This window comes from Escherichia sp. WS2035 (assembly GCF_046487065.1).
Classification (GTDB): domain Bacteria; phylum Pseudomonadota; class Gammaproteobacteria; order Enterobacterales; family Enterobacteriaceae; genus Escherichia; species Escherichia coli.
The window spans coordinates 42,175-65,092 of the sequence record NZ_JBJQKD010000001.1 but is presented as its reverse complement, the minus strand read 5'-3'; the positions used below and the strand labels follow the sequence as shown (position 1 = coordinate 65,092).

General features: G+C 53.3%; 25 protein-coding genes. 2 read left to right on the top strand and 23 right to left on the bottom strand.

The genetic code is table 11. The features are described from left to right. Nucleotides 1-37: 37 nt before the first annotated feature. The 3 genes from crl to gpt all read right to left on the bottom strand — a co-directional run bounded on the left by crl (nt 38) and on the right by gpt (nt 2,291). Entirely contained in the window at nt 38-439 is a 402-nt protein-coding gene (gene crl / locus ACJHX4_RS00365; protein WP_000174703.1) for a sigma factor-binding protein Crl, read from the bottom strand. Between the two features lie 57 nt (nt 440-496). Next, complete coding sequence (gene frsA / locus ACJHX4_RS00360) at nt 497-1,741, bottom strand: esterase FrsA (RefSeq protein WP_000189575.1); 1,245 nt, start codon at nt 1,739-1,741, stop codon at nt 497-499. A gap of 91 nt (nt 1,742-1,832) precedes the next feature. Beyond that, nucleotides 1,833-2,291, bottom strand: a complete 459-nt coding sequence (gene gpt, locus ACJHX4_RS00355; RefSeq protein ID WP_001291991.1) for a xanthine phosphoribosyltransferase — start codon at nt 2,289-2,291, stop codon at nt 1,833-1,835. A 260-nt stretch (nt 2,292-2,551) separates the two neighbouring features. Between gpt and pepD the strand changes: the two genes are divergently transcribed. Continuing rightward, the gene (gene pepD, locus ACJHX4_RS00350; protein ID WP_001293022.1) at nt 2,552-4,009 is read left to right on the top strand and encodes a cytosol nonspecific dipeptidase; all 1,458 of its coding nucleotides are present in this window, start codon (nt 2,552-2,554) and stop codon (nt 4,007-4,009) included. A 55-nt stretch (nt 4,010-4,064) separates the two neighbouring features. Here pepD and prfH read toward each other — a convergent pair whose 3' ends face one another. The 13 genes from prfH to lafA form a co-directional block, all read right to left on the bottom strand. Further along, nucleotides 4,065-4,679: a peptide chain release factor H gene (gene prfH / locus ACJHX4_RS00345; RefSeq protein ID WP_000602123.1), complete on the bottom strand. Its 615-nt coding sequence runs from the start codon at nt 4,677-4,679 to the stop codon at nt 4,065-4,067. After that, complete coding sequence (locus ACJHX4_RS00340; RefSeq protein ID WP_000521559.1) at nt 4,676-5,815, bottom strand: RNA ligase RtcB family protein; 1,140 nt, start codon at nt 5,813-5,815, stop codon at nt 4,676-4,678. The genes prfH and ACJHX4_RS00340 overlap by 4 nt, the downstream gene beginning before the upstream one ends. A gap of 189 nt (nt 5,816-6,004) precedes the next feature. Beyond that, complete coding sequence (locus ACJHX4_RS00335; protein ID WP_001059897.1) at nt 6,005-6,457, bottom strand: GNAT family N-acetyltransferase; 453 nt, start codon at nt 6,455-6,457, stop codon at nt 6,005-6,007. Then, a complete protein-coding gene (gene dinB / locus ACJHX4_RS00330; RefSeq protein ID WP_001226176.1) occupies nt 6,454-7,509 on the bottom strand; it encodes a DNA polymerase IV in 1,056 nt (351 codons plus the stop codon). Before dinB ends, ACJHX4_RS00335 begins: the two co-directional genes overlap by 4 nt. A gap of 70 nt (nt 7,510-7,579) precedes the next feature. After that, complete coding sequence (gene lafU, locus ACJHX4_RS00325; RefSeq protein WP_001232544.1) at nt 7,580-8,503, bottom strand: putative lateral flagellar export/assembly protein LafU; 924 nt, start codon at nt 8,501-8,503, stop codon at nt 7,580-7,582. Nucleotides 8,504-8,505: 2 nt separating this feature from the next. Further along, nucleotides 8,506-9,369 (bottom strand): flagellar motor stator protein MotA, encoded by an 864-nt coding sequence (motA, locus tag ACJHX4_RS00320; protein WP_001169518.1) that lies wholly within the window; start codon nt 9,367-9,369, stop codon nt 8,506-8,508. Between the two features lie 12 nt (nt 9,370-9,381). Next, entirely contained in the window at nt 9,382-10,098 is a 717-nt protein-coding gene (locus tag ACJHX4_RS00315; RefSeq protein WP_000938731.1) for a FliA/WhiG family RNA polymerase sigma factor, read from the bottom strand. A gap of 19 nt (nt 10,099-10,117) precedes the next feature. Further along, the gene (locus ACJHX4_RS00310; protein ID WP_000725265.1) at nt 10,118-10,585 is read right to left on the bottom strand and encodes a flagellar basal body-associated FliL family protein; all 468 of its coding nucleotides are present in this window, start codon (nt 10,583-10,585) and stop codon (nt 10,118-10,120) included. 7 nt (nt 10,586-10,592) lie between these two features. Further along, nucleotides 10,593-11,654, bottom strand: coding sequence for a flagellar hook-length control protein FliK (locus tag ACJHX4_RS00305; protein ID WP_001067480.1), 1,062 nt, complete (start codon nt 11,652-11,654; stop codon nt 10,593-10,595). Beyond that, a complete protein-coding gene (locus tag ACJHX4_RS00300) occupies nt 11,651-11,962 on the bottom strand; it encodes a hypothetical protein (protein WP_000414995.1) in 312 nt (103 codons plus the stop codon). Before ACJHX4_RS00300 ends, ACJHX4_RS00305 begins: the two co-directional genes overlap by 4 nt. Before the next feature lie 4 nt (nt 11,963-11,966). Next, entirely contained in the window at nt 11,967-12,359 is a 393-nt protein-coding gene (fliS, locus tag ACJHX4_RS00295) for a flagellar export chaperone FliS (RefSeq protein ID WP_000285321.1), read from the bottom strand. A 22-nt stretch (nt 12,360-12,381) separates the two neighbouring features. Next, complete coding sequence (fliD, locus tag ACJHX4_RS00290) at nt 12,382-13,698, bottom strand: flagellar filament capping protein FliD (RefSeq protein WP_000609689.1); 1,317 nt, start codon at nt 13,696-13,698, stop codon at nt 12,382-12,384. Nucleotides 13,699-14,107: 409 nt separating this feature from the next. Continuing rightward, on the bottom strand, nt 14,108-15,022 hold the full coding sequence (gene lafA, locus ACJHX4_RS00285) for a lateral flagellin LafA (protein WP_000949083.1): 915 nt from the start codon (nt 15,020-15,022) through the stop codon (nt 14,108-14,110). Between the two features lie 485 nt (nt 15,023-15,507). Between lafA and ACJHX4_RS00280 the strand changes: the two genes are divergently transcribed. Continuing rightward, nucleotides 15,508-16,350, top strand: a complete 843-nt coding sequence (locus ACJHX4_RS00280) for a transcriptional regulator (protein WP_000022354.1) — start codon at nt 15,508-15,510, stop codon at nt 16,348-16,350. Between the two features lie 58 nt (nt 16,351-16,408). On the opposite strand, the gene ACJHX4_RS00275 is transcribed toward ACJHX4_RS00280, so the two are convergent. The 7 genes from ACJHX4_RS00275 to flgG form a co-directional block, all read right to left on the bottom strand. Further along, nucleotides 16,409-17,386 carry a hypothetical protein gene (locus ACJHX4_RS00275; protein ID WP_001531421.1) on the bottom strand — a complete coding sequence of 326 codons (978 nt, stop codon included), beginning with the start codon at nt 17,384-17,386 and terminating at the stop codon, nt 16,409-16,411. 16 nt (nt 17,387-17,402) lie between these two features. Continuing rightward, complete coding sequence (flgL, locus tag ACJHX4_RS00270; RefSeq protein WP_001266819.1) at nt 17,403-18,332, bottom strand: flagellar hook-associated protein FlgL; 930 nt, start codon at nt 18,330-18,332, stop codon at nt 17,403-17,405. Between the two features lie 14 nt (nt 18,333-18,346). Next, the gene (gene flgK, locus ACJHX4_RS00265; RefSeq protein ID WP_000367237.1) at nt 18,347-19,723 is read right to left on the bottom strand and encodes a flagellar hook-associated protein FlgK; all 1,377 of its coding nucleotides are present in this window, start codon (nt 19,721-19,723) and stop codon (nt 18,347-18,349) included. Between the two features lie 189 nt (nt 19,724-19,912). Further along, nucleotides 19,913-20,212, bottom strand: a complete 300-nt coding sequence (locus ACJHX4_RS00260; RefSeq protein ID WP_000867181.1) for a rod-binding protein — start codon at nt 20,210-20,212, stop codon at nt 19,913-19,915. Continuing rightward, complete coding sequence (locus ACJHX4_RS00255; protein ID WP_001181885.1) at nt 20,212-21,312, bottom strand: flagellar basal body P-ring protein FlgI; 1,101 nt, start codon at nt 21,310-21,312, stop codon at nt 20,212-20,214. The genes ACJHX4_RS00260 and ACJHX4_RS00255 overlap by 1 nt, the downstream gene beginning before the upstream one ends. A 14-nt stretch (nt 21,313-21,326) precedes the next feature. After that, a complete protein-coding gene (gene flgH / locus ACJHX4_RS00250; RefSeq protein WP_000800871.1) occupies nt 21,327-21,992 on the bottom strand; it encodes a flagellar basal body L-ring protein FlgH in 666 nt (221 codons plus the stop codon). Nucleotides 21,993-22,074: 82 nt separating this feature from the next. Further along, nucleotides 22,075-22,860 carry a flagellar basal-body rod protein FlgG gene (flgG, locus tag ACJHX4_RS00245; RefSeq protein ID WP_000990540.1) on the bottom strand — a complete coding sequence of 262 codons (786 nt, stop codon included), beginning with the start codon at nt 22,858-22,860 and terminating at the stop codon, nt 22,075-22,077. Between the last annotated feature and the right edge of the window lie 58 nt (nt 22,861-22,918).

The following is a 22,918-nucleotide window of genomic DNA, read 5'->3' as shown; positions in this document are numbered from 1 at the left end:
GGATATTGCCGGATGTGATGCATCCGGCACATTTCATTCACGCCGTTAACTTCACCGGTTCATCACGAAAATCATCTGCCGGTTCCAGCTTCAGATTCAGCGTCGCCAGCAGCTCACGCAGCTTCTCGTGAAATTCACGCAGGGTGTGCTCCAGTCGTTCAACCACTTCGGCATCTTTTATCTGAACACTCGTCCAGTCGCCTGCTTTATCGAACAGACCAAACTGGTAACTGTAGGTAAAACGGGATTCCTGCGCTTCCAGTTCCATCCACCAGCCCCAGAACTCACGCACTTCCGGTGCCGGTTTCACGTTGACGCATACAGCCAGACAATCGAAAAAGAATCGATTATCTTCGCACTTACCTTCACGAATATACGGGCCTAGTGCGGTAAATTTTTTGACTAATCTGCTCTTCGGGTGTCCACTCGGTAACGTCATTGCAATCTCCTGTTGTGATGCAACTGTTTTACCAAATTGGTAAAATTTAGCAAATTTTTAACACAAACGTTTTTCGATCCAGTCTGTGATTTCCTGAAGGCCTTTGTCAAAATTCCGATACACCGGGTTAAATGGGATCTCTAATAATTTACCGTCAGCAGATGACGACGTGATTAAGCGTGAGTCCTCTTCCGGGCTGAACGGATCGTTCTTCCAGTAGCCTGATAACATTGGCGTTGGGCAGCGACGTCCCAGCAACCCTTGCACTTTTAATGAATAGCGATTCAGCTCCACGCGCAACGCTTCGTCAGAAGCATCATGCATCCCCAAACGACTCGCCAGAACGTCAAGATACATTTCCGGCACCTGTTGCTGGCACTTAAAATCACTCAACAGGGTATGAACTACCGGACCAAGACAGGCAACCGCTTTCAGACGCGGCGATTCAAGGTATGCCAGACGTACGGCAACGTTAGCGCCGAAACGGAAACCAAAGGCCGCGACGCGAGTGTGATCCACCCACGGTACGTTAGGCAACGCCTTTAAAACGTGCTGATGCAACAGGCTGGAGTCCTGGGTGAGCTTCCATTTTGAAGAAAAGCCCACCGACGGCATATCAATAGTCAGCATCGCAATGCCGCGCAGCGCAAAATAACGTTCATACAGGCTGTAATAGTCTGTCTGCATCGCATCCAGACCACCACACATTAATACTGTCGGGAACGGGCCATCGCCTTTCGGCATATGCAAAAAGCCGGTGATGGGCGCACCGCCGGGTACGGTAAACTCCATCTGCCGCATCGTGCCCGGCAGACGCTGAGCGGCCTCTTCATAGGCGCGGTTTGACAAAGCCTGCGCTTGCTCGGCCAGGTCATCTCCTTTCAGATGAGGATAGGCAGCAATGTTGTACAACGTAGCCGCATGCAGCCAGTGTCGACCGCTGAGTTGCGGATCTTCTTCCGCACAGGCTTTTTGTTGCCACACCATCGCCTGGGTAGCCCACTCATAAATCCAGTTGCCGCCGCGGTAGCCAATCACCGTATCGTATAAATCATCGTCGGTACGTTCGGCATCGCTCATCACAATACGCGCCTGGACTTCGAGGATTTCACGGGGGTCAATGCCGCGCCAGATCCACATCAGACGGTTAATCATGCGATACCAGTGAGGGATGGTTTTACCATCAAGGGCCGACTGCACAGGCAGTTGTGCGCCGTGACTAAAGCGGCGGACTAGCGTCGAGGTTTCAGGATGTTTAAAGCGGGGTTTGAACAGGGTTTCGCTCAGGTTTGCCTGTGTCATAGATGCAGCCTCCAGAATACTTACTGGAAACTATTGTAACCCGCCTGAAGTTAAAAAGAACAACGCCCGGCAGTGCCAGGCGTTGAAAAGATTAGCGACCGGAGATTGGCGGGACGAATACGACGCCCATATCCCACGGCTGTTCGATCCAGGTATTTTGCGGGATATCAACAACATAATCATCAACCAGCGGACGACCAGCCGGTTTTGCGAAGATGGTGACAAAGTGCGCTTTTGGATACATTTCACGAATCGCAACCGCAGTACCACCGGTATCTACCAGGTCATCAATAACGATGAAGCCTTCGCCATCGCCTTCTGCGCGTTTCAGCACTTTAAGCTCGCGCTGGTTGTCGTGATCGTAGCTGGAAATACAAACGGTATCGACATGACGAATACCCAGTTCACGCGCCAGTAACGCACCCGGTACCAGACCGCCACGGCTTACGGCAATAATGCCTTTCCATTGTTCAGAAGGCATCAGTCGGCTTGCGAGTTTACGTGCATGGATCTGCAACATGTCCCAGGTGACGATGTATTTTTCGCTCATGTGAAGTGTCCCAGCCTGTTTATCTACGGCTTAAAAAGTGTTCGAGGGGAAAATAGGTTGCGCGAGATTATAGAGATCTGGCGCACTAAAAACCAGTATTTCACATGAGTCCGCGTCTTTTTACGCACTGCCTCTCCCTGACGCGGGATAAAGTGGTATTCTCAAACATATCTCGCAAGCCTGTCTTGTGTTGACAACATTTTCTGCTAACCCTGTGACCTGCAATACTGTTTTGCGGGTGATCGACAAGGAGACTTAACGTGTCTGAACTGTCTCAATTATCTCCACAGCCGCTGTGGGATATTTTTGCCAAAATCTGTTCTATTCCTCACCCGTCCTATCATGAAGAGCAACTCGCTGAATACATTGTTGGTTGGGCAAAAGAGAAAGGTTTCCATGTCGAACGCGATCAGGTAGGTAATATCCTGATTCGTAAACCTGCTACCGCAGGTATGGAAAATCGTAAACCGGTCGTCTTGCAGGCCCACCTCGATATGGTGCCGCAAAAAAATAACGACACCGTGCATGACTTCACTAAAGATCCTATCCAGCCTTATATTGATGGCGAATGGGTTAAAGCGCGCGGCACCACGCTGGGTGCGGATAACGGCATTGGTATGGCCTCCGCACTGGCGGTTCTGGCTGACGAAAACGTGGTTCACGGCCCGCTGGAAGTGCTGCTGACCATGACTGAAGAAGCCGGTATGGACGGTGCGTTCGGCTTACAGAGCAACTGGTTGCAGGCTGATATTCTGATTAACACCGACTCCGAAGAAGAAGGTGAAATCTACATGGGATGTGCGGGGGGTATCGACTTCACCTCCAACCTGCATTTAGATCGTGAAGCGGTTCCAGCTGGTTTTGAAACCTTCAATTTAACCTTAAAAGGTCTGAAAGGCGGTCACTCCGGCGGTGAAATCCACGTTGGCCTGGGTAATGCCAACAAACTGCTGGTGCGCTTCCTGGCGGGTCATGCAGAAGAACTGGACCTGCGTCTTATTGATTTCAACGGCGGCACACTGCGTAACGCCATCCCGCGTGAAGCCTTTGCGACCATTGCTGTCGCAGCTGATAAAGTCGACGCCCTGAAATCTCTGGTGGATACCTATCAGGAGATCCTGAAAAACGAACTGGCAGAAAAAGAGAAGAATCTGGCATTGCTGCTGGACTCCGTAGCGAACGACAAAGCTGCATTAACGGCGACATCTCGCGATACCTTTATTCGTCTGCTGAACGCCACCCCGAACGGAGTTATCCGTAATTCCGATGTAGCCAAAGGCGTGGTTGAAACCTCCCTGAACGTCGGTGTGGTGACCATGACCGACAATAACGTAGAAATTCACTGCCTGATCCGTTCTCTGATCGACAGCGGTAAAGACTACGTAGTGAGCATGCTGGATTCGCTGGGTAAACTGGCAGGTGCGAAAACCGAAGCAAAAGGCGCATATCCTGGCTGGCAGCCGGACGCTAACTCTCCGGTAATGCATCTGGTACGTGAAACCTATCAGCGTCTGTTCAACAAGACGCCGAACATCCAGATTATCCACGCGGGCCTGGAATGTGGTCTGTTCAAAAAACCGTATCCGGAAATGGACATGGTGTCTATCGGGCCAACCATCACCGGTCCACACTCCCCGGATGAGCAAGTTCATATCGAAAGCGTTGGCCATTACTGGACACTGCTGACTGAACTGCTGAAAGAAATTCCGGCGAAGTAATTATTTGATTTGCTGCCGGATGGCGTTTAACGCCTTCCGGCAGTTTCATCCTTCATTATCCTTCGATAAAAGCCATCCCTGTGAACGTTCGTCGCGGGTTGCCACGTTCAATCTGGTGATGGAACATTCGCCGCTGCGATTTCAGCGCCGCGCTATTTTCCTGTTGCTGTTGTTCCAGCTTCCAGGCAATCAGTAATCGCGCCAGCCGTTTGTTAGCATGCTGACTGCGCTCTGACTGAACCTTCACGCTAATACCGGATGCCAGATGCGTGGCGCGTACCGCCGAGTCGGTTTTATTGACATGTTGACCGCCCGGCCCCGACGAACGCAGCGTCTCATAACGGATTGCATCCGATTGTTCCTGCTCATCAGCGGTAAAACGCCCAATGCCCAGAAACCAGTTTTTGCGCCCATGATGAGGCCGATACGGACTCGGACAAATCCACTGAATAGTGCCGCACCAGCTTTCGCTTAGAGCCCATGCGTTATCGCCATCCAGAGAAATCAGCGCCGAACGCAGTGTGTCAGAGTAGCGACCCGTTTCTGTTTCCAGCACCGTTACCGCGACGTCCTGTCGGGTAGCTTCTTTAATCAGCCTGTCCAGTGCTTTTTTCACTGCGAGACAACATTCTTCCGGCCCCTGAGCAGAGGAGAGTTGTAGCAAGATCATCCTTTTTTCCCTCCACTGTTTTTGAGCGTCAGCACCGGGCGCAGTCGCGCGACAGGAATAATTAACCCAGCCAGCACCAGACATTGCACCACGCTTTCAGCCGATTTATAGGCTTGTGGCGCTTCTTCAAAGATGAGTTGTTTATCGCGACAAATTACCCGACTGCCAAGTTCAGTCCGCGAGAGTTGCGTCGCCGTGTATTTCGCTGCCAGACGCCCTTTACACTCGGTGCGCCCCCATTTACGCCCCGCCCCATGCGCCAGCGAGTGGAGCGTTTTTTCGTTCGCAACAGGTTTAACCAGCCAGGAGTAATCGCCGCGTGAACCGGGAATAATCACCAGACCGTTGTCATCCGGCGTGGCGCCTTTACGATGCAACCAGCCCTGTTGATCGCCGATTTGGCACGCGCTAACAAAGTTATGCGCCACATCCAGAACCGGACTTCCGGTGGCCTTAACTTGTTGCATTATGCGCAAAGCGATCAGCTGGCGATTAATACGCGCAAACGCCAGCGCATCGTCATGTTCCGCAATATACCGTAGCGCGTCGTCACTGCCTTCAGGCAAACCATGATGCGAAAACGAGGCAATATGCCGCTGTAAAATAGACTGCCCCAATCCCCTCGAGCCGCTATGAACCAGTAGTTGCAGATGCTGCGCATCCAGACCAGCCCGTGCAAACAGTTCCGCGTCGATAATTTGATCAATCTGTTGCAGTTCTGCGAAGTGGTTACCGCCACCGATGGAGCCAAGCGAGTTGTGCCACGGATGCTGTGCAAATGCTGACGGCAGGTTTTCCTCCAGCCAGCTTTCTTCAGCAACGTCATCCAGATCTGATAATCGCTTTTCAAACTTATCGGCGTTGTATTTGCGAGCGAGAATATCTGTTTGCCATAGCGCCATGCCGCAGCCGATATCATTGCCGACCAGTGCCGGGTAAAAACGACCAACAGAGAAGAACGCTGCGCCAATCGGGTAGCCGCGTCCGGGATGTAAATCTGGCATCCCCACAACGCGCTGCATGTTGGGTAAATTTGCCGTGGTGTGTAATTGTTGGATCGCTAAACTCTCGATCCACAGGTCATCAGATGCGATGGTAAATACCGCATCGGATAAGGGACGAATATATTTGCCCATGTACCATTCCATTTATGAATAAAAATCAGGAAATGGCAGACGAATCCAGGGCAAGAAAAAAGAATTAATCCTGGAAAGGTCTGCAAAGAGTCATTGATAAAGGATTTGTCATGATTTACCTCCTTGCAGTTTGTGGAATAAGAAAACGCGCACATACTAGACGGGCGTTATTTTCATTGCAAGCTGGATTTAATGTTGCGGTTTATATCGCATATAAAAATTAGTAAACCACGTTCCCCGGCATTCAACGCGCTGCTGCTTAACTGTCTGAAAACCATAACGTTCAAAAAAGGGTTTTGCGGTTATGCTGGCGTCCACCGTAAGTTCGGATTCAGACTTAATCAATGGTTTTAACAAAGCGCTGGCAACTCCGCGTCGGGTGTATTCCGGTTCAACAAATAACATATCGATATAATGTCCAATGCGGGTAATAAAACCAACCGGTTGTGCATTAATAACTGCAACCCGCACTTGTGATTTCGCGAGTTTCTCCTTCCAGCGAGATTCGTCAATCTGCGCCCAGGCGGCAATTTGCTGTGGAGAATAGTGCTGACTCGCCGTCATCGTAACAGCTCGAAGGAAAATAGCGCATAGTTGCTGAAAATCACCAGGCTGATAGTTTCTTATTTGTATGTTATTCATAATCCCAGCACCAGTTGTCTTTCCATTTGCGGGTCAAGCAACGTCACATGCAGCCCCACCAGTCGCACACCGCGCCCGCCGCGGCGTTCATCCCAGGTTTTACGCGCGGTGGCGATTAGATCAGATTTATTCAGCCGCGGCCAGACGTGTTCCTGGGTGGTTTGCTGAAAATCGTCGAACTTTAATTTCACCCCCTGGCGGGCAATCAGCAAATCAGGTTTTACCTTTGCCAAACGACGCTCCAGTTCAGGGTAAAGCCGCTCGATGATCGCTTCACATTCAGACCAGTGATGAATATCTTCCGCCATCGTACGTTCTACACCGACGGATTTTCGCAACCTTTCGCTGTTAACGTCGCGTTCGTCAATGCCCTGACTACGCTCCCACAAAATGCGGCCAAATTTGCCAAAGCGTTTAAGCAGCATCACCAGATCACACTTTTGCACATCACCGCAGGTCCGCAGCCCCATCGCTTCCAGTTTTGCCGCCGAGACTTTGCCGACGCCGGGAATTTTTGCCAGCGGTAAGGTTTGTAAAAATGTCGGAACTTCTGCCGGCGTAATCACAAACTGGCCGTTGGGTTTATTCATGTCGGAGGCGATTTTGGCGAGAAACTTTACTGGTGCCACGCCCGCAGACGCCGTCAGTTGCAGCTCGTTGAAGATCGTCTGGCGGATTTCCTGGGCGATGAGGGTCGCAGAACCGTGGCAATGGACGCTATCGGTGACATCGAGATAGGCTTCATCCAGTGATAACGGTTCAATGCGCGAGGTATAGCGCGAGAAAATTTCGCGGATATGATTTGAGGCTTCTTTGTAGGCGTCAAAGCGCCCTGGAAGCAAGGTGAGATGCGGGCATAATTTGAGCGCCATCCCTGTCGGCATAGCGCTACGTACGCCAAATTTACGCGCGGGATAATTGGCGGTGCTGATCACCCCCCGTCGTTCGCGGCTGCCGCCAATAGCAATAGGGATATCGCGCAGGGCGGGATTGTCGCGCATCTCCACCGCTGCGAAAAAGCAGTCCATATCCACATGAATGATTTTACGCATTGCTCACCTCTCAATACTGGTAAAGTATACAGTGATTTCAGGGTTTGAGAAATGCGTAAAGATTCAGCATTTAACGCGTTCGCTGCGAAAGCACCTGCTGCTTATCCAGCTTTTGCACCAGCGGCTGCACCACTTTATCCCCATGCTGACCAAAGTATTGATACAGCGTATCGGACGCACTTTTGGTCAGCACCATAATCTCAATGCGCCGGTTGCCCGCGCTTTGCGGATTTTTGGCATCCAGCAGCATCTGGTCCGCCATTGCACTTACCTGCATCACTTTATCTTCCGGCATTCCGGCCTCTTCCAGCACCCGACGAGCTGAAAGCGCGCGATCGCCCGAAAGGTTCCAGTTGTTGTAGATATTGTTTTTGTAGGCCATCGCATCGGTATGCCCGGTAATAATAATTTTGTTATCGAGCGAGTCGAACACTGGCGCAAGCTCCACCAGCAAAGTTTTAAAGAACGGCATAATCTTCGCGCTGCCGCGTTCGAACATATTGCGGTTCTGGTCGTCTTTAATCAGCACGCGTAATCCCTGGGGAACAATCTCCATCTCCAGATTCGCTTCCATATGCGCATCACGGGCGATGGTATTGATACTGGTTGCCAGCTCGCCAAGCTCGGTGGCGGATTTCTTCTTCAGCAGCGCCGTTTTCTCGTTGACGTCGCGCGCTTTTTTCTCCGTCTCTTCCGGCACCGCCACGGTGGCAGGTTTTGGCGGATGAGACGGGCTGATTTTATTTAACGGCGACAACCCACCACCGTTAAAAATCGACTGCCCGTGCAGCGCGGCGATAATGCTTTCACGCTCGGATTTACTGACGCTGTTGACAATCCACAGCGTCATAAATAGCGCCATCATTGCCAAAGTAAAGTCGGCGAACGCCACCTTCCACGCCCCGCCGTGATGCCCGGCATGATTCTTTTTGATCTGCCGCCGGACGATGGTGGTTTTTGCCCCACGTTCGCGGTGGTTGCCCGTCTTTCTCATGCTTATTCTTGCTCCAGCATCGCATTCACCCACGCGTCGAGGTTGGCGAAGGTCGGTTTGGACGCCAGATGCAGCAGCTTACGCCCGGCGTCCACCGCCAGCAGCGTCGGTTTGCCGCCTGCCTGCGCCACCAGCACAGTGCGCACGCATTCCAGCAAAGAATGTTCCGCCCGCGCCTGCTGTTCCATGGCGTTGGCTAGCGGGTCCATCAGGCAGTAGCAGATAAACACGCCTAAAAACGTCCCCACCAGAGCCGCCGCCACTTTCAGGCCAATCAGAGCGATAGATCCATCAATCGACTGCATGGTGATGATGATGCCCAGCACCGCCGCGCAAATACCAAATCCCGGCATCGCTTCGGCGGTACGTTGCAGCGAGCGCGACGGCGTTAACAGGGACTCTTCCGCGGTGTCCAGTTCCTGATCGAGAATGCCTTCCAGCTCATGGGCGTCGATTTTACCCATCGCCATCAGGCGAAAGTTATCAGCAATAAAGGTCACCAGCCGCTTCTGGGTTAACACCAGCGGGTATTTCTGGAAAATGGTGCTCTCTTCCGGCTGCTCAATATGCTGATCCAACATCCGCAGACCGCCGTTTTGCACCATTTCGAGCAACTCATACAGGCACATTAATAGCTGACGCTGAAACTCCGGCCCGAGCTGTTTTTTACTGATCACGCCTTTAATTTGATGGGCAATCTCTTTCAGCACATGTTTCGGGTTACCAATAATCATCGCCCCGAAACCGGCACCCAAAATAATGATCATTTCCGCCGGTTGCCAGATAGCCACTAATTGCCCGCCCGCTTCAAAATAACCGCCAAATACGCAGCCGAGCACCACCAGTAAACCTAATATTTTTTGCATGATTTCTTCACTTTAATTCGGATAGACAAAATCACGAATTTTCTGCGCGATCTGTTTATTCAGTTGACAAATTCGGGCCTCGGTTAGCCCTAATACCAGCGCAATCTCTTTGAGATTCATCTCATGCTGGTAATACATGGAGAGGATCAGTTGCTCTTTTTCGCTTAATTGTGAAAGCGCGTGTTGCAACATTTGCTGAGTGACAAACTGATCTTCCAGTTCCCGGCCAGCAAGCGGAATGCCTGGCCCTTCGCCGTTCAGCAGTTCGTCCAGGCTGGCGAGCGTTTCCGCCCCTTCCAGTTGCTGATATTCGAGATAATCTTCATGCGAGATCCCTTCCTCAGCCAGCTCCTGCCACTCCGGTTCGTGCCCCAGTTTTTTACGCGTTTCGCGAATCAGGTCTTTCATCTGATGATATTTCTGTCGCAGCTGGCGCGGTCGCCAGTCGAGAGCGCGCAGCTCATCCAGGATCGCACCGCGAATACGGTGCACGGCATAGCCCGCAAAACCTTCGTCCGGCAGCCCATAGCGACGAATGGCGTTCAACAGCCCCATTAACGCCGTTTGTTCCATATCCTGACGGTCAATAATGCAATTACACTGCGGGGCAAGTTGCCGCACCACTTTACGCACCAACGGTAAATAGGCCTGCAAGTAGTGGCTCTCCTGCTGCGGAGTTAATACCAGCGTGGCTGCAAATTCTTCTGACTCGAATACATCCTGTAGCATGTTTATATCCGCCTGGTGATTACTGGAAGACCACTTTTTTCACCAGCAAATCCTTATACGGTGCGGTCATTTTGCGACGCTGAAGATCTTTCTTTAACGCGTCAGAAATCAGTTTGCGGATGGCAGATATTTTCATGCCGCGCAAATCTTCAAATTTCATTTCCGTCAGGCATTCAACCGCAATACTTTGATACAGCGGTTCCTGATGCTTTATTTTTTCCGCCTCTTTGTCACTGGCGACCACCATCACTAATTCCGCCGACAAATAATGATCCGCGCCGTTGTTGTCATGCAAAGTGACAATGGTTTCCGGCAGCGTCACAAATACGCTCTTGCTCTCATCCAGAGCTTCCACCGATTCCGTTTGCGCGGCGGTAGTCGGTTTTCCTTTTCCGGCATAATGATGCCAGACACTCCATCCTGCTCCAGCGCCGACCACCAACGCCAGAACGGCGCTGACCACGCCTGCCACCACGATTTTCTTCATATTGCCTTTACACTTTGATCAAAACGGATTCGTTCTGTTGAAATTGAGGCGCATCATCAAGCTGTAAGGCGGCACTCACCTCTTCCTGCTGATGGCCCGACTGTTGTTGCTGCTGCGACTGCCCTTCGGAGGAAACCTGTACGTTCACCTCCATAAAATTTTGCGCCGTCAGATGCTGGCGGAGATCGTCGCTAAACTGCTGCAATGCGCGGCAGACTTCGCTTTGATTCGCACCGATATGGACCGTCAGTTTGCCGTTATCCAACTGTACGGCGATCTCAAGCTTGCCAAGCGACGGTGGATCGAGACGAATGGTGGAGATCTGCTGTTGTTTGTTGAGCTGAAAGTGGATCTGATCTTTCAACAGCGTCGTCAGTTTTTCGCCCAGTTCGTCCATCGAAAGCGTGGCTGGTTTGGCGACAATCTCCTGATGATCGCTGACCAACTCTGGCGTCTTAACCTGCAACACCGCACGCGCAATAACCGGTTCGCTGTCCGGCACTTTTTCCGTTTTACGCTCGACCTGCGGGCGCGCGGTCACACGGGTTAGTTCAGGTTTCGGGCGAGCTGGCGGTGTTGAGACGCGCGGCTGCGTCGGCGCAATGGCATGTAAATCTTCACTGGCGTAAGTCGCCAGTCTGGCCTGCTGTTCGGGTTTCGCCTGCGGCAACTGACCGATCAGTTCCTGCAACTGCGGCGGCAACGACGTGAGTTCCTGCTGCTGCGTCGGGCGTTGCGGCGCGTTTTGCACCACCGCTTTCGTCAATTGCTGGATAACCGGCGATGTTGCGACGTTTCGCGGCTGCGGCGTGTCCTGATGCGGCGCGGCAGGTTGCGGAAGTAACAGCGCCATTAGCGCCTGCATCGCCACCGGATCGTTCTCCTGCGGGCGCGTCGCCTGTTGCTGACTGGTTTTAGCGCTATGAACGCGCTCCGCCACCGCCGCGACCACCATTTTCGGCAGGGTAAACACGGGCGCGTTTTCACCGCTCACCGGCGGTAAAATATCCGCCTTCAACGAAGCGGTTTCCGCAAGCGTTCCGAGCGTGGCAAGCAATGCCGGATTCATGACTTCTCCGAAAGTAAATTAACAATTGAGTAGGCCAGTACGCCTTCCTGATGCCGCTGATGCTGTTCCATACGCGCTTTCAACACTTCTGCGCGCTGCTCGCGCCGTTTAATCAGGGCATTAAACGCGCCGTACAGTTGTGCCTTCACCGCATCCAACTGCGCCGCGTCGGTTTCCGCCGCCGCGTAATCGTGAAACTGGCGCATCAACTGCTGATACAGTGCCGGAAGGCGTCGCCAGCGTTGCTTGTCGAGGGCGTCATTCATCGCTTCGACCAGTGCAAAAAGTTGCCTGCGTTGTTTTTCCATCGTCTTAACCCAGCTTGCCCGAAAGCCCTTCCCAGCCTTCGCGCAGGTTGCTTAAGATCAGCATCACTTCATCGATTTTCTCTGCCGACAGTTCGCCGCTGGCTTCATACAAGCGATACACACAGTGGTCATAGAGGCGCGAAAGGTTGACCACCAGCTCGCCGCCGGTTTCAAATTCCAGCGAACTGGTGAGCGCATTGAGAATGTCGATGCATTTATTGATGCTCTGGGCTTTCTTCTCGAAACGCCGCCCTTCAATGTGGCTTCTGGCGCGTTCCAGCTCGTCCATCAGGCCAGAAAACAGCACCAGCACCAGTTCAAGAGGCGATGCCGCCGCGGTACGCGCCGCGAGATCGATCTCTTTGTATTGCGAATAACCGTCCTGTACTTGGTACATCTTTAAGGATATTCCTTCTGAATTACGCAAATGCCGCCATACTGGCTTTCATGGTGTACACCTCAACCAACGTATTGGTGTACTCCTCGAGATAACGGTCGTAGTTAGCGTTATAGGTATCGGTAAGCTGATCGCCTTCGTCCTGAATTTTGCTCATCTGATCATCAATGTTCTGCTGGCGCAGGGTGATGATGCCGTTGCTGGAGTCCGTGTAGGTGTTAATCAGGTCGTCCATCTGCGCCACCATGCTGTTGTCGCCAACGAAAATAGAGGTCAGGCCGTCGGGATCGCTCTTCATCGCGTCGTTGAACTGGTCGGAGTCAATCTGTAAGTGGCCGTGAGAATCGAGCGTGATGCCATAGTCGACAATCGACACGCCGTTGTAGCTGGCATGGGCGATGTCATCGAGCTGGTTTGCCAGTGAGCTGAGTCCAGCATCCCCCGCAAAGACCCCGGCGCTACTACTGTCATCACCGTGGGTGGTTAGCGAATCAACCGTATCAATCAAGGTGTTATAGGCATCGACAAAGGTCTGTACTTTCTCCTGGCTGGCGCTGGAATCTTCACTGATGTTAAAGGTGGTGAGATCGCTGTCAGAATCGCTGACTTCGGTAAAAGTCATGGTGACACCGGGGATCACATCATCAAACGTGTTGCTGCTGTTGGTGATAGCCGGTCCGCTGGCGCTACCGAGATGAATAATCGCGTCCTGAGCGGAGGAAACATCCGTGGCAACGGGCGCACTGGTGCTATCGTTGCTGGCATCATGCCCCGTTACGCTCACCGAAAACGCGCTCTGCGCCCCGGTGCTATCGGAGGTGAGCATAATCGTGGTGGTGCCGTCGGTTTTTACCAGTGCCGCCGACACGCCCGGATTGTCATCGGAGTCGTTAATCGCATTCACCAGCTCGCTGGCGTCGATAAAACCGTCACCGTCACCGTTCTGATCTGCCGCCGACAGATCGATATCCATAGTGCTGTCGCCCATCGTCAGTTCAAAAGTACCGGTAGCGGAAAAGGCGTCGTCGCCCATACTGAACGTGGTTTGCTGCCCCTGCGCCAGTTGCTCAACGAAAAACGAGTAGCTTCCCGCCTGCGCCTGGGAATTGGCGGAAACGGTCGCCGAGTCATTATTGCTGGTGGCGGCAAAAGTCACCGGGCCGTCGGTATCGCTGTTCAGCGCGTCAACGGCGCTCTGGAAATCGCTCAACGCCGAGCTGAGCGAGTCCAGGCCGCTGCTTTCAGCATCCAGCTCACTCTGCTTCTCCTGCAAATTCGTCGCCTGAGTAGCGACATCCGCATACGCGATTTCTTGCGCAATGGTTCTTGGGTTGATCATTGATGACTCCGGATAACAATGTCAGGTTATTGGCAAAAGGCGTGCCAATATTTTTTATGTGAATAATCAATAGATTGAAAAACAGGCGGAAATGACGTTTCCGGTCTGGCGGAAAAAAGCCTGCCGCAGAAAGCACAACACCGCCCACAGGCGGTGTTGTTCGTGGCCGGATAAGGCGTTTACGCCGCATCCGGCTATCGGTGCACAGTGCCTGATGCAACGCTGACGCGTCTTATCAGGCCTACGAGTCCGCGCCTGTTTTTATGCGTGTGCCCATTTGTAGGCCGGATAAGGCGTTCACGCCGCATCCGGCAATCGGTGCACAACGCCTGATGCGACGCTGACGCGTCTTATCAGGCCTACGAGTCCGCACATATTTTTATGCTTGTGCCCGTTTGTCGGCCCGAACTTACTGCAGCAGGCTGGAAACCATGCTGGACATGCTGTTGGACTGTTTCAGCATGGTGATACCGGTCTGCATCAGCACCTGTTGTTTGGTCATATTGGACGCTTCCGTCGCGTAATCGGTATCCATGATGTTGCCGATAGCCACTTCGGTGTTGTCCTGCATGCTGGTCAGGTTGTTGGCGGTGTCATTCAGACGGTTGATAGATGCACCCAACTTGGACTGAATCTGAGAAACGTCATCCATCGCGGTAGAAATGCTGGTGATCATCTGGTTAGCCGAGCCAGACGCAGTCAGTTCAGTACCGCCAGAAACGCCTGCGGTGCCAGTGGTGTCAGCCTGATCCGCACTAAAGGAGTTGCTGATAGCAGAAAGGTCAGTCACCAGCGTGTTCAGTTGGCTTGAAATGTTCACGGTCATGGTGTCGGAAGATTCCGCGCCCACCTGGAAAGTTACCGCGCTCTGGAACAGACCGTCAGTACCGGTGTTGCTGGTGCCGGAAACACCGAACAGGTTGGTGCCGCCGTAAGTAGTGTTTTGCAGCATGTCAGACATCTGCTGGCCCAGTTCGTCGTATTCGTCCTGCATCGCCTGCAGGTCGTCGTCGCTGTAGGTGCCGTTCGCTGCCTGCGTTGACAGGTCTTTCATACGCCCCAGCACGTCAGACATTTCGTCGAACATGCTGTCAGCGGTTTGCAGCATCGCGGTAGCATCATTGATGTTGCTCAGCGCCACACCCATACCGCTGGACTGTGCCGTCAGACGGTTAGCAATTTGTTTGCCTGCGGCGTCATCGGCAGAAGAGTTAATCCGGTTACCTGTCGCCAGGCGTTCCATAGAAGTAGACAGAGAAGAGCTGCTTTTGCTGATTGCATTAACGGCGGCCATTGAGGCGTTATTGGTGTTAATAGATAACATGATACTGCTCCTTGGGATTAATCGTGTTCGTTTCGATACCCTGTAAAAACGACACCTCGGGAGCAAACTTAAAATCGCCGTTAAAATTTTTTCGCCACGTATTATCCGATGCCACTTTTAGCTAAAAAAAGCAGAGTTTAAATTCAGATAAAAAGATTATTAGCAATATCTGCCACATGGCCAGGTATCAAAATATGTCTTTATCAAATGCTTGATATAGTTAAGATTGTCATCAATTAACGCGTTTTCTTCTCAATGTACTGATGCCAAAATTTACATTGCGTTGCAAATAGTACACGTTTGGCTATTGTACCTGTCCTGTCATTTCGTTACATTTCCACGCCATATAGTGATTAAGAATAATCCTATTACCATAAAATATTAATTATCACGCAGAAAAATCATCTTCTCAGGGACGTATAAGACTGTGCTTTATGCAAAGCACTATCAGGAAACATTTATCCCTTGCTAAGGTAAACTCAACTATGAGTATTATTATCAACAACTGGCGGATGGACCCGTCGCTTAATGCCTTAATACATTGCGAAACGGGTGAAACACGTCGTCTCGGCGAATACCATTTTATTTTGCTGGAAACATTAGCAAAAAATGCCGATGTGGTTTTATCGCGATCTTATTTATGTGCCGAAGTATGGAAGAACCGCATAGTCGGCGGTAACAGCCTGCCGACGGCGATCCATGCGTTGCGCGTTGCTATCGATGATGATGGCAAACAACAGAACATTATTAAAACAATTCCGAAGAAAGGGTACCTGTGCAATAAAGAGTATGTGTCTTTTCCGGAGTCATCGCCTGCGGAAGCGCTGATTATTACCGACCAGATACAGAAAACAACGCCAGAAGAGATATCTTCGACAACACCGCCTGTACCTGTTAGAAAAAAACATAAAGGACTGATGGGGCTGGCGTTGGCCGCGGCTGTTATATTGGTTGGCTCAACCGTGGGGTATTCACACTTGAAAAGTACACCTGACGCCCCGCAACTGGTAAAAGAGTCAATTAACAGTCCAAGAATAAAAATATTTCATCTTAGTTCTGGAAAGGAAAATAATTCCGTACCGTTACTGTCACAAATCCTCGCACCAGGAAAAGACAAACTCGATAATTTATTGTCAGCGCATAATATGACAATGACAACCTATTATAAATATGTTCGTAACCGACTGGAAAGCGATATTGTTCTGCGTAACCAGTGCAACGGCAGCTGGCAATTAACCTTTAATGTGGAAGGTTGGCAGAACAGCGATATTAATAGCGCGATGTATCAGAATTTAGAGAAGTTGTTAAATACTGTGCAGAAATGCTGACAAGTGCCAATATATGCCGGATGCGACGCTAAACGCGTCTTATCCGGCCAACCGATAATTATCCCAATAAATTCCTCACCGTCTGGCTGGAAATTCGCGCCTGACCGTTCACCGCCTGCAATAAAATCTGATAGTTATGATTGGCGCTATCCAGCACGCCGCCGAGGTTCTCCGATGCCTGCACCGCGTTTTCCGTTTGCGGGAAGCGTGACATGCCGTCGATCAACTGGCGGGCTTTTTCCTGCTGCACCGCCATCTGCGCGCGCTGCTGATTAATGCTTTCTAACGTCTGGGAAATCCCCGCCCCACCCTGTTGCAAACTTTGCGCTAAACGCACGGCCTGCGACGGTTCGGCAAAGGTTTTTAGTGGCATAAACGCCGACTTATCACCATCGGTGCGCACGCTTAAGGTGCGCTCGATGTCAGGCCACTGTTTTTCGGTGGTGGAGAAACTGATGCCGTCCGCTTGCTGATGTACCTGCACGCCCACGCGGCGCAGGGCGTTGGTCAGGCGCGTCTGGTACTGCCCGGCGCTGTCATCCTCAGACAGCATCACCGCCGAAAGCTGGGTCTGCCGCCCGTCAGAGACACTGAACATGCGCGTTCCCGGCGTGGGATTGTGTACCAGATTCGCCAGATCCGGCGAGTGGAAGGTCACCCGCGCTTCGCCCTGCAACACTGGTTGTAACTGGCGGTCCACCGCGCCGCCGGAAAGCGCGGCGCGTTTGTCCAGCATCTGCATCAGCGCCGTACTCTGCGCCTGCCCGCCCTTACGCTGGCTGTGACGATAGTCGAGCAACTGCTGTTCCAGTTGCCCGAGATAGTGATCCGCCTGCTGCAACGTGGTGAGCTGGTCGTTAAGCTGTACGCTGTAACGCTGCGGGCGAGTGGTAATCAGCGGCGAGGCCGGATATTCACTCGCCGTCGCCGGGAGTTTTTGCCGCACCGCCTGAGTGGACGCAACGGTTGACGACGATACCGCAGCGCTATGTGCGCCGCCGGTGGCGAGTGATGAAGATGTAAGTCCGACCTGCATACTGTTCCTGAAAGAGTTAGAGAACGCTGAACAAATTCAACTCACTCACTTTCGAGTAAGTCTTGAGGGTAGCTTCCATTGCCACTTCCAGTCCGGTAAAGGTGATCGACGCCGGACCGTAATCGAGATCCTGCAATGAACCAATCAATTCATCATTAGATGTCGAGATATCGGTCTGTGCATCGCTCAACATCGACATGGTGTTTTGTGTCTCGCCGAGCGACGCAATCGAGGCGTTGAGGTCGTCCGAGGCGGTGTCCACCACATCGACGGCGTTCTGAATATCGCTCTGCACCTGCGGATCTGCCGGGTCGACGTCCGGGTTTTGCAGTTCCTGCGACAAGGAATTAAGCGTGTTAAGCACGTCTAAATTGCTACCGAAAAAATCGCTCGCCGCCACGTTGGTGTCCACTTCCACACCGTTCGACACGGTAGTCTGGCGATGGTCGCTGTTGCCCTGATAGCTATAGCTGTCGGTGACGCCATCGCCATCATCGTCTACCGCGACAATCGGCGGCTGATCGTTGATGGTGCCGCCAAACACGTAGTGCCCGTCTTCGTCCTGATAATTGAGCGCCGCCACCATTGAATCGGTGAGCGACTCAATATCCTGGCCGAGGCTTGCCAGCGAATCGGCGGTATTGGTGCCGTTCGCCGCTTCAAGCAGGTCGTCGCGTACCACCAGCAGGCTGTTGTTGACGCCATCGAGAATCGATTCCTGCTGGCTTAAGCCCGCCGACGCGGAGTCGATATTGCTCTGATACTGTTCAATCGCCGACTGCTGGCGGTTTAACTGGGTGATGCGCGTGGCGGCGATTGGGTCATCCGACGGCTGCAAAATTTCCTTGCCGGTTGCCATCTGCTCGACCACATGCGCCAGAGAGCCGGAGAGATTATTAAAACTTTGCGTCATCGAGACGTAGGTTTGTTGGGTGGTTACTCGCATTTTCGCGCTCCCGCTTAGCTGCACATTTCCAGCACCGAATCGAAAATCTCGGCCCCGGCGGAAATGACTTTCAGATTAGCTTCATAAATTTGTTGATAGGTGATCAGGTTCACCGCTTCTTCGTCCATGCTGACGCCGCTGACGCTACTCTGCTGGTTTTGCGCTGCGGAATAGACATTGGACGCGGCATCGACTTCCGTCTGATTTTGCTGACTGTAAATGCCGATATTGCTGATGATTGACGAGCACGCCTGCCCGACCGTCACACTGCCGAGGTTGGCTATCTCCAGCGGTTCGGTGGAGATATTGATCAGCGCCTGCAGGTTGTCGCTGTTGCCGCTTTCGTCCGGTGAACTGGAAAACGCCAGCTCATCGGCAGTGATATCCGGGTTAACGGTCAGTGGGCCATCGGCATTGCTGGCGTCATAAATAAACAGTGGCTCGCCGGGGTTACCGTTGAGATCGTAGCCCTGCGCCAGCTGGTTGTTGACCGCATCGGCGAACTGCGACGCCATGCTGTTGATGGTGTCGGTCAGCGGCGTCAGCACGTCGTTTTGATAGTCGAACAGAGCGCCTAACGAACCGCCAGTGTCGGTGGTCATGGTCGAGGTGGTGCCAGCGAAAGTCAGCGACATGGTCGGTGTGCCGTCGGCGTTGGTTTCCAGCGCGATGGTCGAGCTTTGCTGCCCGCTCACCAGCGGCTGACCGTTTTTCAGGGTGACGTTGTAGTTGCCCTGGTCGTCAATATTGACCTGCACGTCCATCATTCCGCTCAGTTCTTCCACCATCTGATCGCGGGCGTCGTACAGCGCGGAGGCGTTATCGCCGTTGGCTTCGGCCTGAGCGATTTGCTGGTTATAGCTGGCGATGCCGCTGGTCAGCGTATTGATTTGCGATACCATCGCCTGCTGCTGACTGATGATTTCCGTGCTTTGCGAGTCGATGTAATCCAGCGTGTTGTCGATGCGCAACGACAGCGCCCCGGCTTCGCTGATCACCTGCTCGCGCAGGGCGGAATCATCGGGGCTGGTGGTCGCTTCGTTAAGGGCAGCGAAAAAGTTATCGAAGCCGCCGCTCAGACTGCTGTTATCGTCGCTCAGTACCGCTTCCAGTTGTGTGAGATACCCTTGTTGGGTGCTGTAATAGCCGTAATCGCTGGCGGCATACCATACCTGATTAACCTGATACTGGTTGGAGACGCGGCGAATACTGTCGACCTGCACGCCGTTACCAGCGCTGTTCGGCGAACCACCGCTGGCACCGATGGTGCTGATCTCCGCCACCTGGCGGGTGTAGCCCGTGGTCATGGCGTTAGCGGTGTTTTGCGCCGTGACGTTCAGCTCCACCTGCGCCGTTGATGCGCCGCTGTAGCCGATGTTAATCATGTCCATGTTGGGTCCTTACCGGTAAATCGTGCCGGTTAAAAGCGGCGTGAAGTTGGGGATTCTTAAGTTCCGTAAACCGGGTGCCAAATGCCGGATGCGGCGTAAACGCCTTATCCGGCCTACATACTACATACGGGCGACTCGTAGGCCTGATAAGACGCGACAGCGTCGCATCAGGCACCGAACGCCGAAGCCTCATTTATGCCTGGGCGACAACTGCTTCACAAGCATCGCCGCAATCCCAATCCCGTGCTGCTGCGCCAGGGTGTTACACAACTCATCGTCATAAAACCCCTGCATCATGCGCACCGAATCGCTGTTAAACGGGTTATCTTTCGAATCAAACAACTCGTTGGTTTTACGCATCTCTTTCAGCATGTTGCGTAAAAAAATCGCCTCAAACTGCTCCGCGGCCTGCTTAATATCATTGGCCTGAACCTTCGGCCCCATTAACGCATCGCTGCCGTCAATCCCGCCGCTGGCGTTCACTTTCATCAGATCACCTCCAGGTCGGCATCCAGCGCGCCCGCCTCATGCAGCGCCTGTAAAATCGACATAATGTCGTCCGGCGTTGCGCCTAAACTGTTCAGCGCATTGACCAGCGTTTTCAGGCTGCTCGACTCCGGCAAACTCACCACGCCCGGGCGCGCATGATTCACCGCGATATTGCTCTGCGGCGTTACCGCCGTGCGCCCGCCCGCAAAAGCATTTGGCTGGCTGACGTTGCTGGTTTCGTTAATCGAGACGGTCAAACTGCCGTGCGACACCGCCGCCGCATGCAGCGCAACGCCATCGCCCATCACCACCGTGCCGGTACGCGAGTTAAACACCACGCGGGCGCGGATTTTCTCTGCCTGCACCTGTACATCATCCAGTTGCGACATAAATGCCACCCGCGCGCCGGGGCTGGTGGGCGCACGCACGCTGACGTTGGTAGAGCTCTGCGCAGTAGCAATGCCGCCAAACGAGGCGTTAATCGCCGCCGCAATATTGTTGGCATCTTTAAACGACGGACGTTTCAGGTTGAGGGTGATAGTGTCGCCCATCTGAAAATCGCTGGGGATCTCGCGCTCTACCGTTGCGCCGTTAGGAATTAACCCGGCGGTTGGCGTATTAACCGTTACGCTCGAACCGCTGGCCCCGGTGGCAGTCATCCCGCCCACCACCACGCTGCCCTGCGCCAGCGCATAAACTTCGCCATCCGCGCCGTGCAACTGGGTCAGCAACAAAGTGCCGCCACGAATACTTTTGGCATCGCCAATCGACGAAACAGTGACATCGATGGTCTGCCCGCGCGAGTACATCGGCGGCAGCGTGGCGCTCACCGCTACCGCGGCGACGTTTTTCACCTTCGGATCGATTTTATTTGGCAGTTGCACGCCAAACTGGCGCAGCATATTGGTGATGGTCTGGTTGGTGAATTTGACCTGGTTTTTATCACCAGTACCGTCGAGGCCTACCACCAGGCTGTAGCCGACCAGTTGGTTTTCACGCACGCCCTGTACGTTGACCAACGACTCCAGCGATTGCGCCAGCGCCACGCCGGGCAGCGTCAGACTTACAGCGATCGCTGCGGCCTTTATCCAGTTTTGCATTGCACTCTCCGGCATTAAATCGGGAACAGAGGATGGTTAAACAGCCGCGTCAACCAGCCTGCGGCGTTGGCGTCGCTTAACGCGCCGCGTCCGGCATAGGAGATGCGGGCATCGGCGATCCGCTGCGAGGAAACCGAGTTGTCGTTTTGGATGTCGTCGGCGCGCACCAGGCCGCTTAAGCGGATGTACTCATCGCCCTGGTTGAGAGTCAGCCATTTTTCGCCGCGAATTTCCAGGATGCCGTTAGGCTGCACCGCATGGACGGAAACGGTGATCTCCCCGCGCAGGCTGTTCTGCTGCTGGGAAGTGGCGCTGCCGTCAAAGTCGCGGTTGGCGTCGATAGAGCCGGAAAGTTTATCTTTGGTGTGTCCAAAAATCGTGGGCGCGCCGATATCGACGGTGTTGCTTTTGCCGAAGTTGGTTTTCGCCTGTTTGCTCGACTGGGTGGACTCTTCGAGGATCACCGTCAGGATATCGCCCACGCGGTAAGCCCGCCGGTCGGCGGTGAGCGACCAGTTGTAGCCGGTTTCAAACACGCCCCCGGCACGCCCGTCTGCCGGAGGCGGCGCTTCGGTGGTTGGTGGCGCAAAGTATGCGTCGTCTTTTTTGACCAGAATGGCCTGCGATTCACACCCGCTAAGGAGTGGAAGCAGCGCCACCAGCCAGAGATAATTTTTCACGTTCTGCCTGTTTAAATACAGTGAGTTATGTGCTCTTGTAGGTCGGATAAGACGCGTCAGCGTCGCATCCGACATTTCGGCCTTACAGCGTCTGGCTGATGTACTGCAACATATCGTCCGCAGCCGAGACCATTTTGGCGTTCATCTCGTACGCCCGTTGCACCGTAATCATCGCCACCATCTCGTTGACGATATCCACGTTCGATCCTTCCAGCGCGTTGTCCTGCAAGGTGCCAAGCCCATCTTCGCCCGGTACGCCTTCGGTCGGCTGACCGCTGGCGGCGGTTTCCAGATAGAGGTTGTCACCCTCAGCGGAAAGCCCGGCCGGGTTGGCGAAGTTCACCAGCGTCAGTTGCCCTAACTCAGTCACGTCGCTGTCGCCGGGTAAGATCGCCGTCACCGTGCCATCCTCACCAAAAGCAACATTAGTCGCCCCCGCCGGAACGTCGATTTCCGGCTGCAACGGCAAGCCCTGCGAGTTGGTCAGTACGCCGTCAGCGTTCACCTGCAAGTTGCCGTCGCGGGTATAAGCGATATCGCCGTTGGCCTTTTGCACCTGCAAAAACCCCTGCCCCATAATGGCGACATTCATCGCGTTGTCGGTGGTTTCGACGTTGCCTTCGGTGAAGGTTTTCTGAGTGCCGACAATGCGTACGCCGCTACCGAATTGCAGCCCGGTCGGCATAATGTTGTTCTGATCGAGCATCGCGCCCGGCGCTTCCTGGGTCTGGTAAAACAGATCCTGAAACATCACCCGGTCACGCTTGAAGCCGGTGGTGTTAACGTTGGCGATGTTGTTGGCAATCGCGCTCATTTCAGCATCCTGCGCCGAGAGGCCGGTTTTGCTGATCCATAGTGCTGCGTTCATGGTGGTAAATTCCGTGTTATTTTTTGGCCGCGGTTGCCGGATGCGGCGTGAACGCCTT

What these genes read in the sequence shown, in the direction of transcription:
- crl (WP_000174703.1), bottom strand. Translation starts at nt 439, where the DNA reads ATGACGTTACCGAGTGGACACCCGAAGAGCAGATTAGTCAAAAAATTT.
- frsA (WP_000189575.1), bottom strand. Translation starts at nt 1,741, where the DNA reads ATGACACAGGCAAACCTGAGCGAAACCCTGTTCAAACCCCGCTTTAAA.
- gpt (WP_001291991.1), bottom strand. Translation starts at nt 2,291, where the DNA reads ATGAGCGAAAAATACATCGTCACCTGGGACATGTTGCAGATCCATGCA.
- prfH (WP_000602123.1), bottom strand. Translation starts at nt 4,679, where the DNA reads ATGATCTTGCTACAACTCTCCTCTGCTCAGGGGCCGGAAGAATGTTGT.
- ACJHX4_RS00340 (WP_000521559.1), bottom strand. Translation starts at nt 5,815, where the DNA reads ATGGGCAAATATATTCGTCCCTTATCCGATGCGGTATTTACCATCGCA.
- ACJHX4_RS00335 (WP_001059897.1), bottom strand. Translation starts at nt 6,457, where the DNA reads ATGAATAACATACAAATAAGAAACTATCAGCCTGGTGATTTTCAGCAA.
- dinB (WP_001226176.1), bottom strand. Translation starts at nt 7,509, where the DNA reads ATGCGTAAAATCATTCATGTGGATATGGACTGCTTTTTCGCAGCGGTG.
- lafU (WP_001232544.1), bottom strand. Translation starts at nt 8,503, where the DNA reads ATGAGAAAGACGGGCAACCACCGCGAACGTGGGGCAAAAACCACCATC.
- motA (WP_001169518.1), bottom strand. Translation starts at nt 9,369, where the DNA reads ATGCAAAAAATATTAGGTTTACTGGTGGTGCTCGGCTGCGTATTTGGC.
- ACJHX4_RS00315 (WP_000938731.1), bottom strand. Translation starts at nt 10,098, where the DNA reads ATGCTACAGGATGTATTCGAGTCAGAAGAATTTGCAGCCACGCTGGTA.
- ACJHX4_RS00310 (WP_000725265.1), bottom strand. Translation starts at nt 10,585, where the DNA reads ATGAAGAAAATCGTGGTGGCAGGCGTGGTCAGCGCCGTTCTGGCGTTG.
- ACJHX4_RS00305 (WP_001067480.1), bottom strand. Translation starts at nt 11,654, where the DNA reads ATGAATCCGGCATTGCTTGCCACGCTCGGAACGCTTGCGGAAACCGCT.
- ACJHX4_RS00300 (WP_000414995.1), bottom strand. Translation starts at nt 11,962, where the DNA reads ATGGAAAAACAACGCAGGCAACTTTTTGCACTGGTCGAAGCGATGAAT.
- fliS (WP_000285321.1), bottom strand. Translation starts at nt 12,359, where the DNA reads ATGTACCAAGTACAGGACGGTTATTCGCAATACAAAGAGATCGATCTC.
- fliD (WP_000609689.1), bottom strand. Translation starts at nt 13,698, where the DNA reads ATGATCAACCCAAGAACCATTGCGCAAGAAATCGCGTATGCGGATGTC.
- lafA (WP_000949083.1), bottom strand. Translation starts at nt 15,022, where the DNA reads ATGTTATCTATTAACACCAATAACGCCTCAATGGCCGCCGTTAATGCA.
- ACJHX4_RS00280 (WP_000022354.1), top strand. Translation starts at nt 15,508, where the DNA reads ATGAGTATTATTATCAACAACTGGCGGATGGACCCGTCGCTTAATGCC.
- ACJHX4_RS00275 (WP_001531421.1), bottom strand. Translation starts at nt 17,386, where the DNA reads ATGCAGGTCGGACTTACATCTTCATCACTCGCCACCGGCGGCGCACAT.
- flgL (WP_001266819.1), bottom strand. Translation starts at nt 18,332, where the DNA reads ATGCGAGTAACCACCCAACAAACCTACGTCTCGATGACGCAAAGTTTT.
- flgK (WP_000367237.1), bottom strand. Translation starts at nt 19,723, where the DNA reads ATGGACATGATTAACATCGGCTACAGCGGCGCATCAACGGCGCAGGTG.
- ACJHX4_RS00260 (WP_000867181.1), bottom strand. Translation starts at nt 20,212, where the DNA reads ATGAAAGTGAACGCCAGCGGCGGGATTGACGGCAGCGATGCGTTAATG.
- ACJHX4_RS00255 (WP_001181885.1), bottom strand. Translation starts at nt 21,312, where the DNA reads ATGCAAAACTGGATAAAGGCCGCAGCGATCGCTGTAAGTCTGACGCTG.
- flgG (WP_000990540.1), bottom strand. Translation starts at nt 22,860, where the DNA reads ATGAACGCAGCACTATGGATCAGCAAAACCGGCCTCTCGGCGCAGGAT.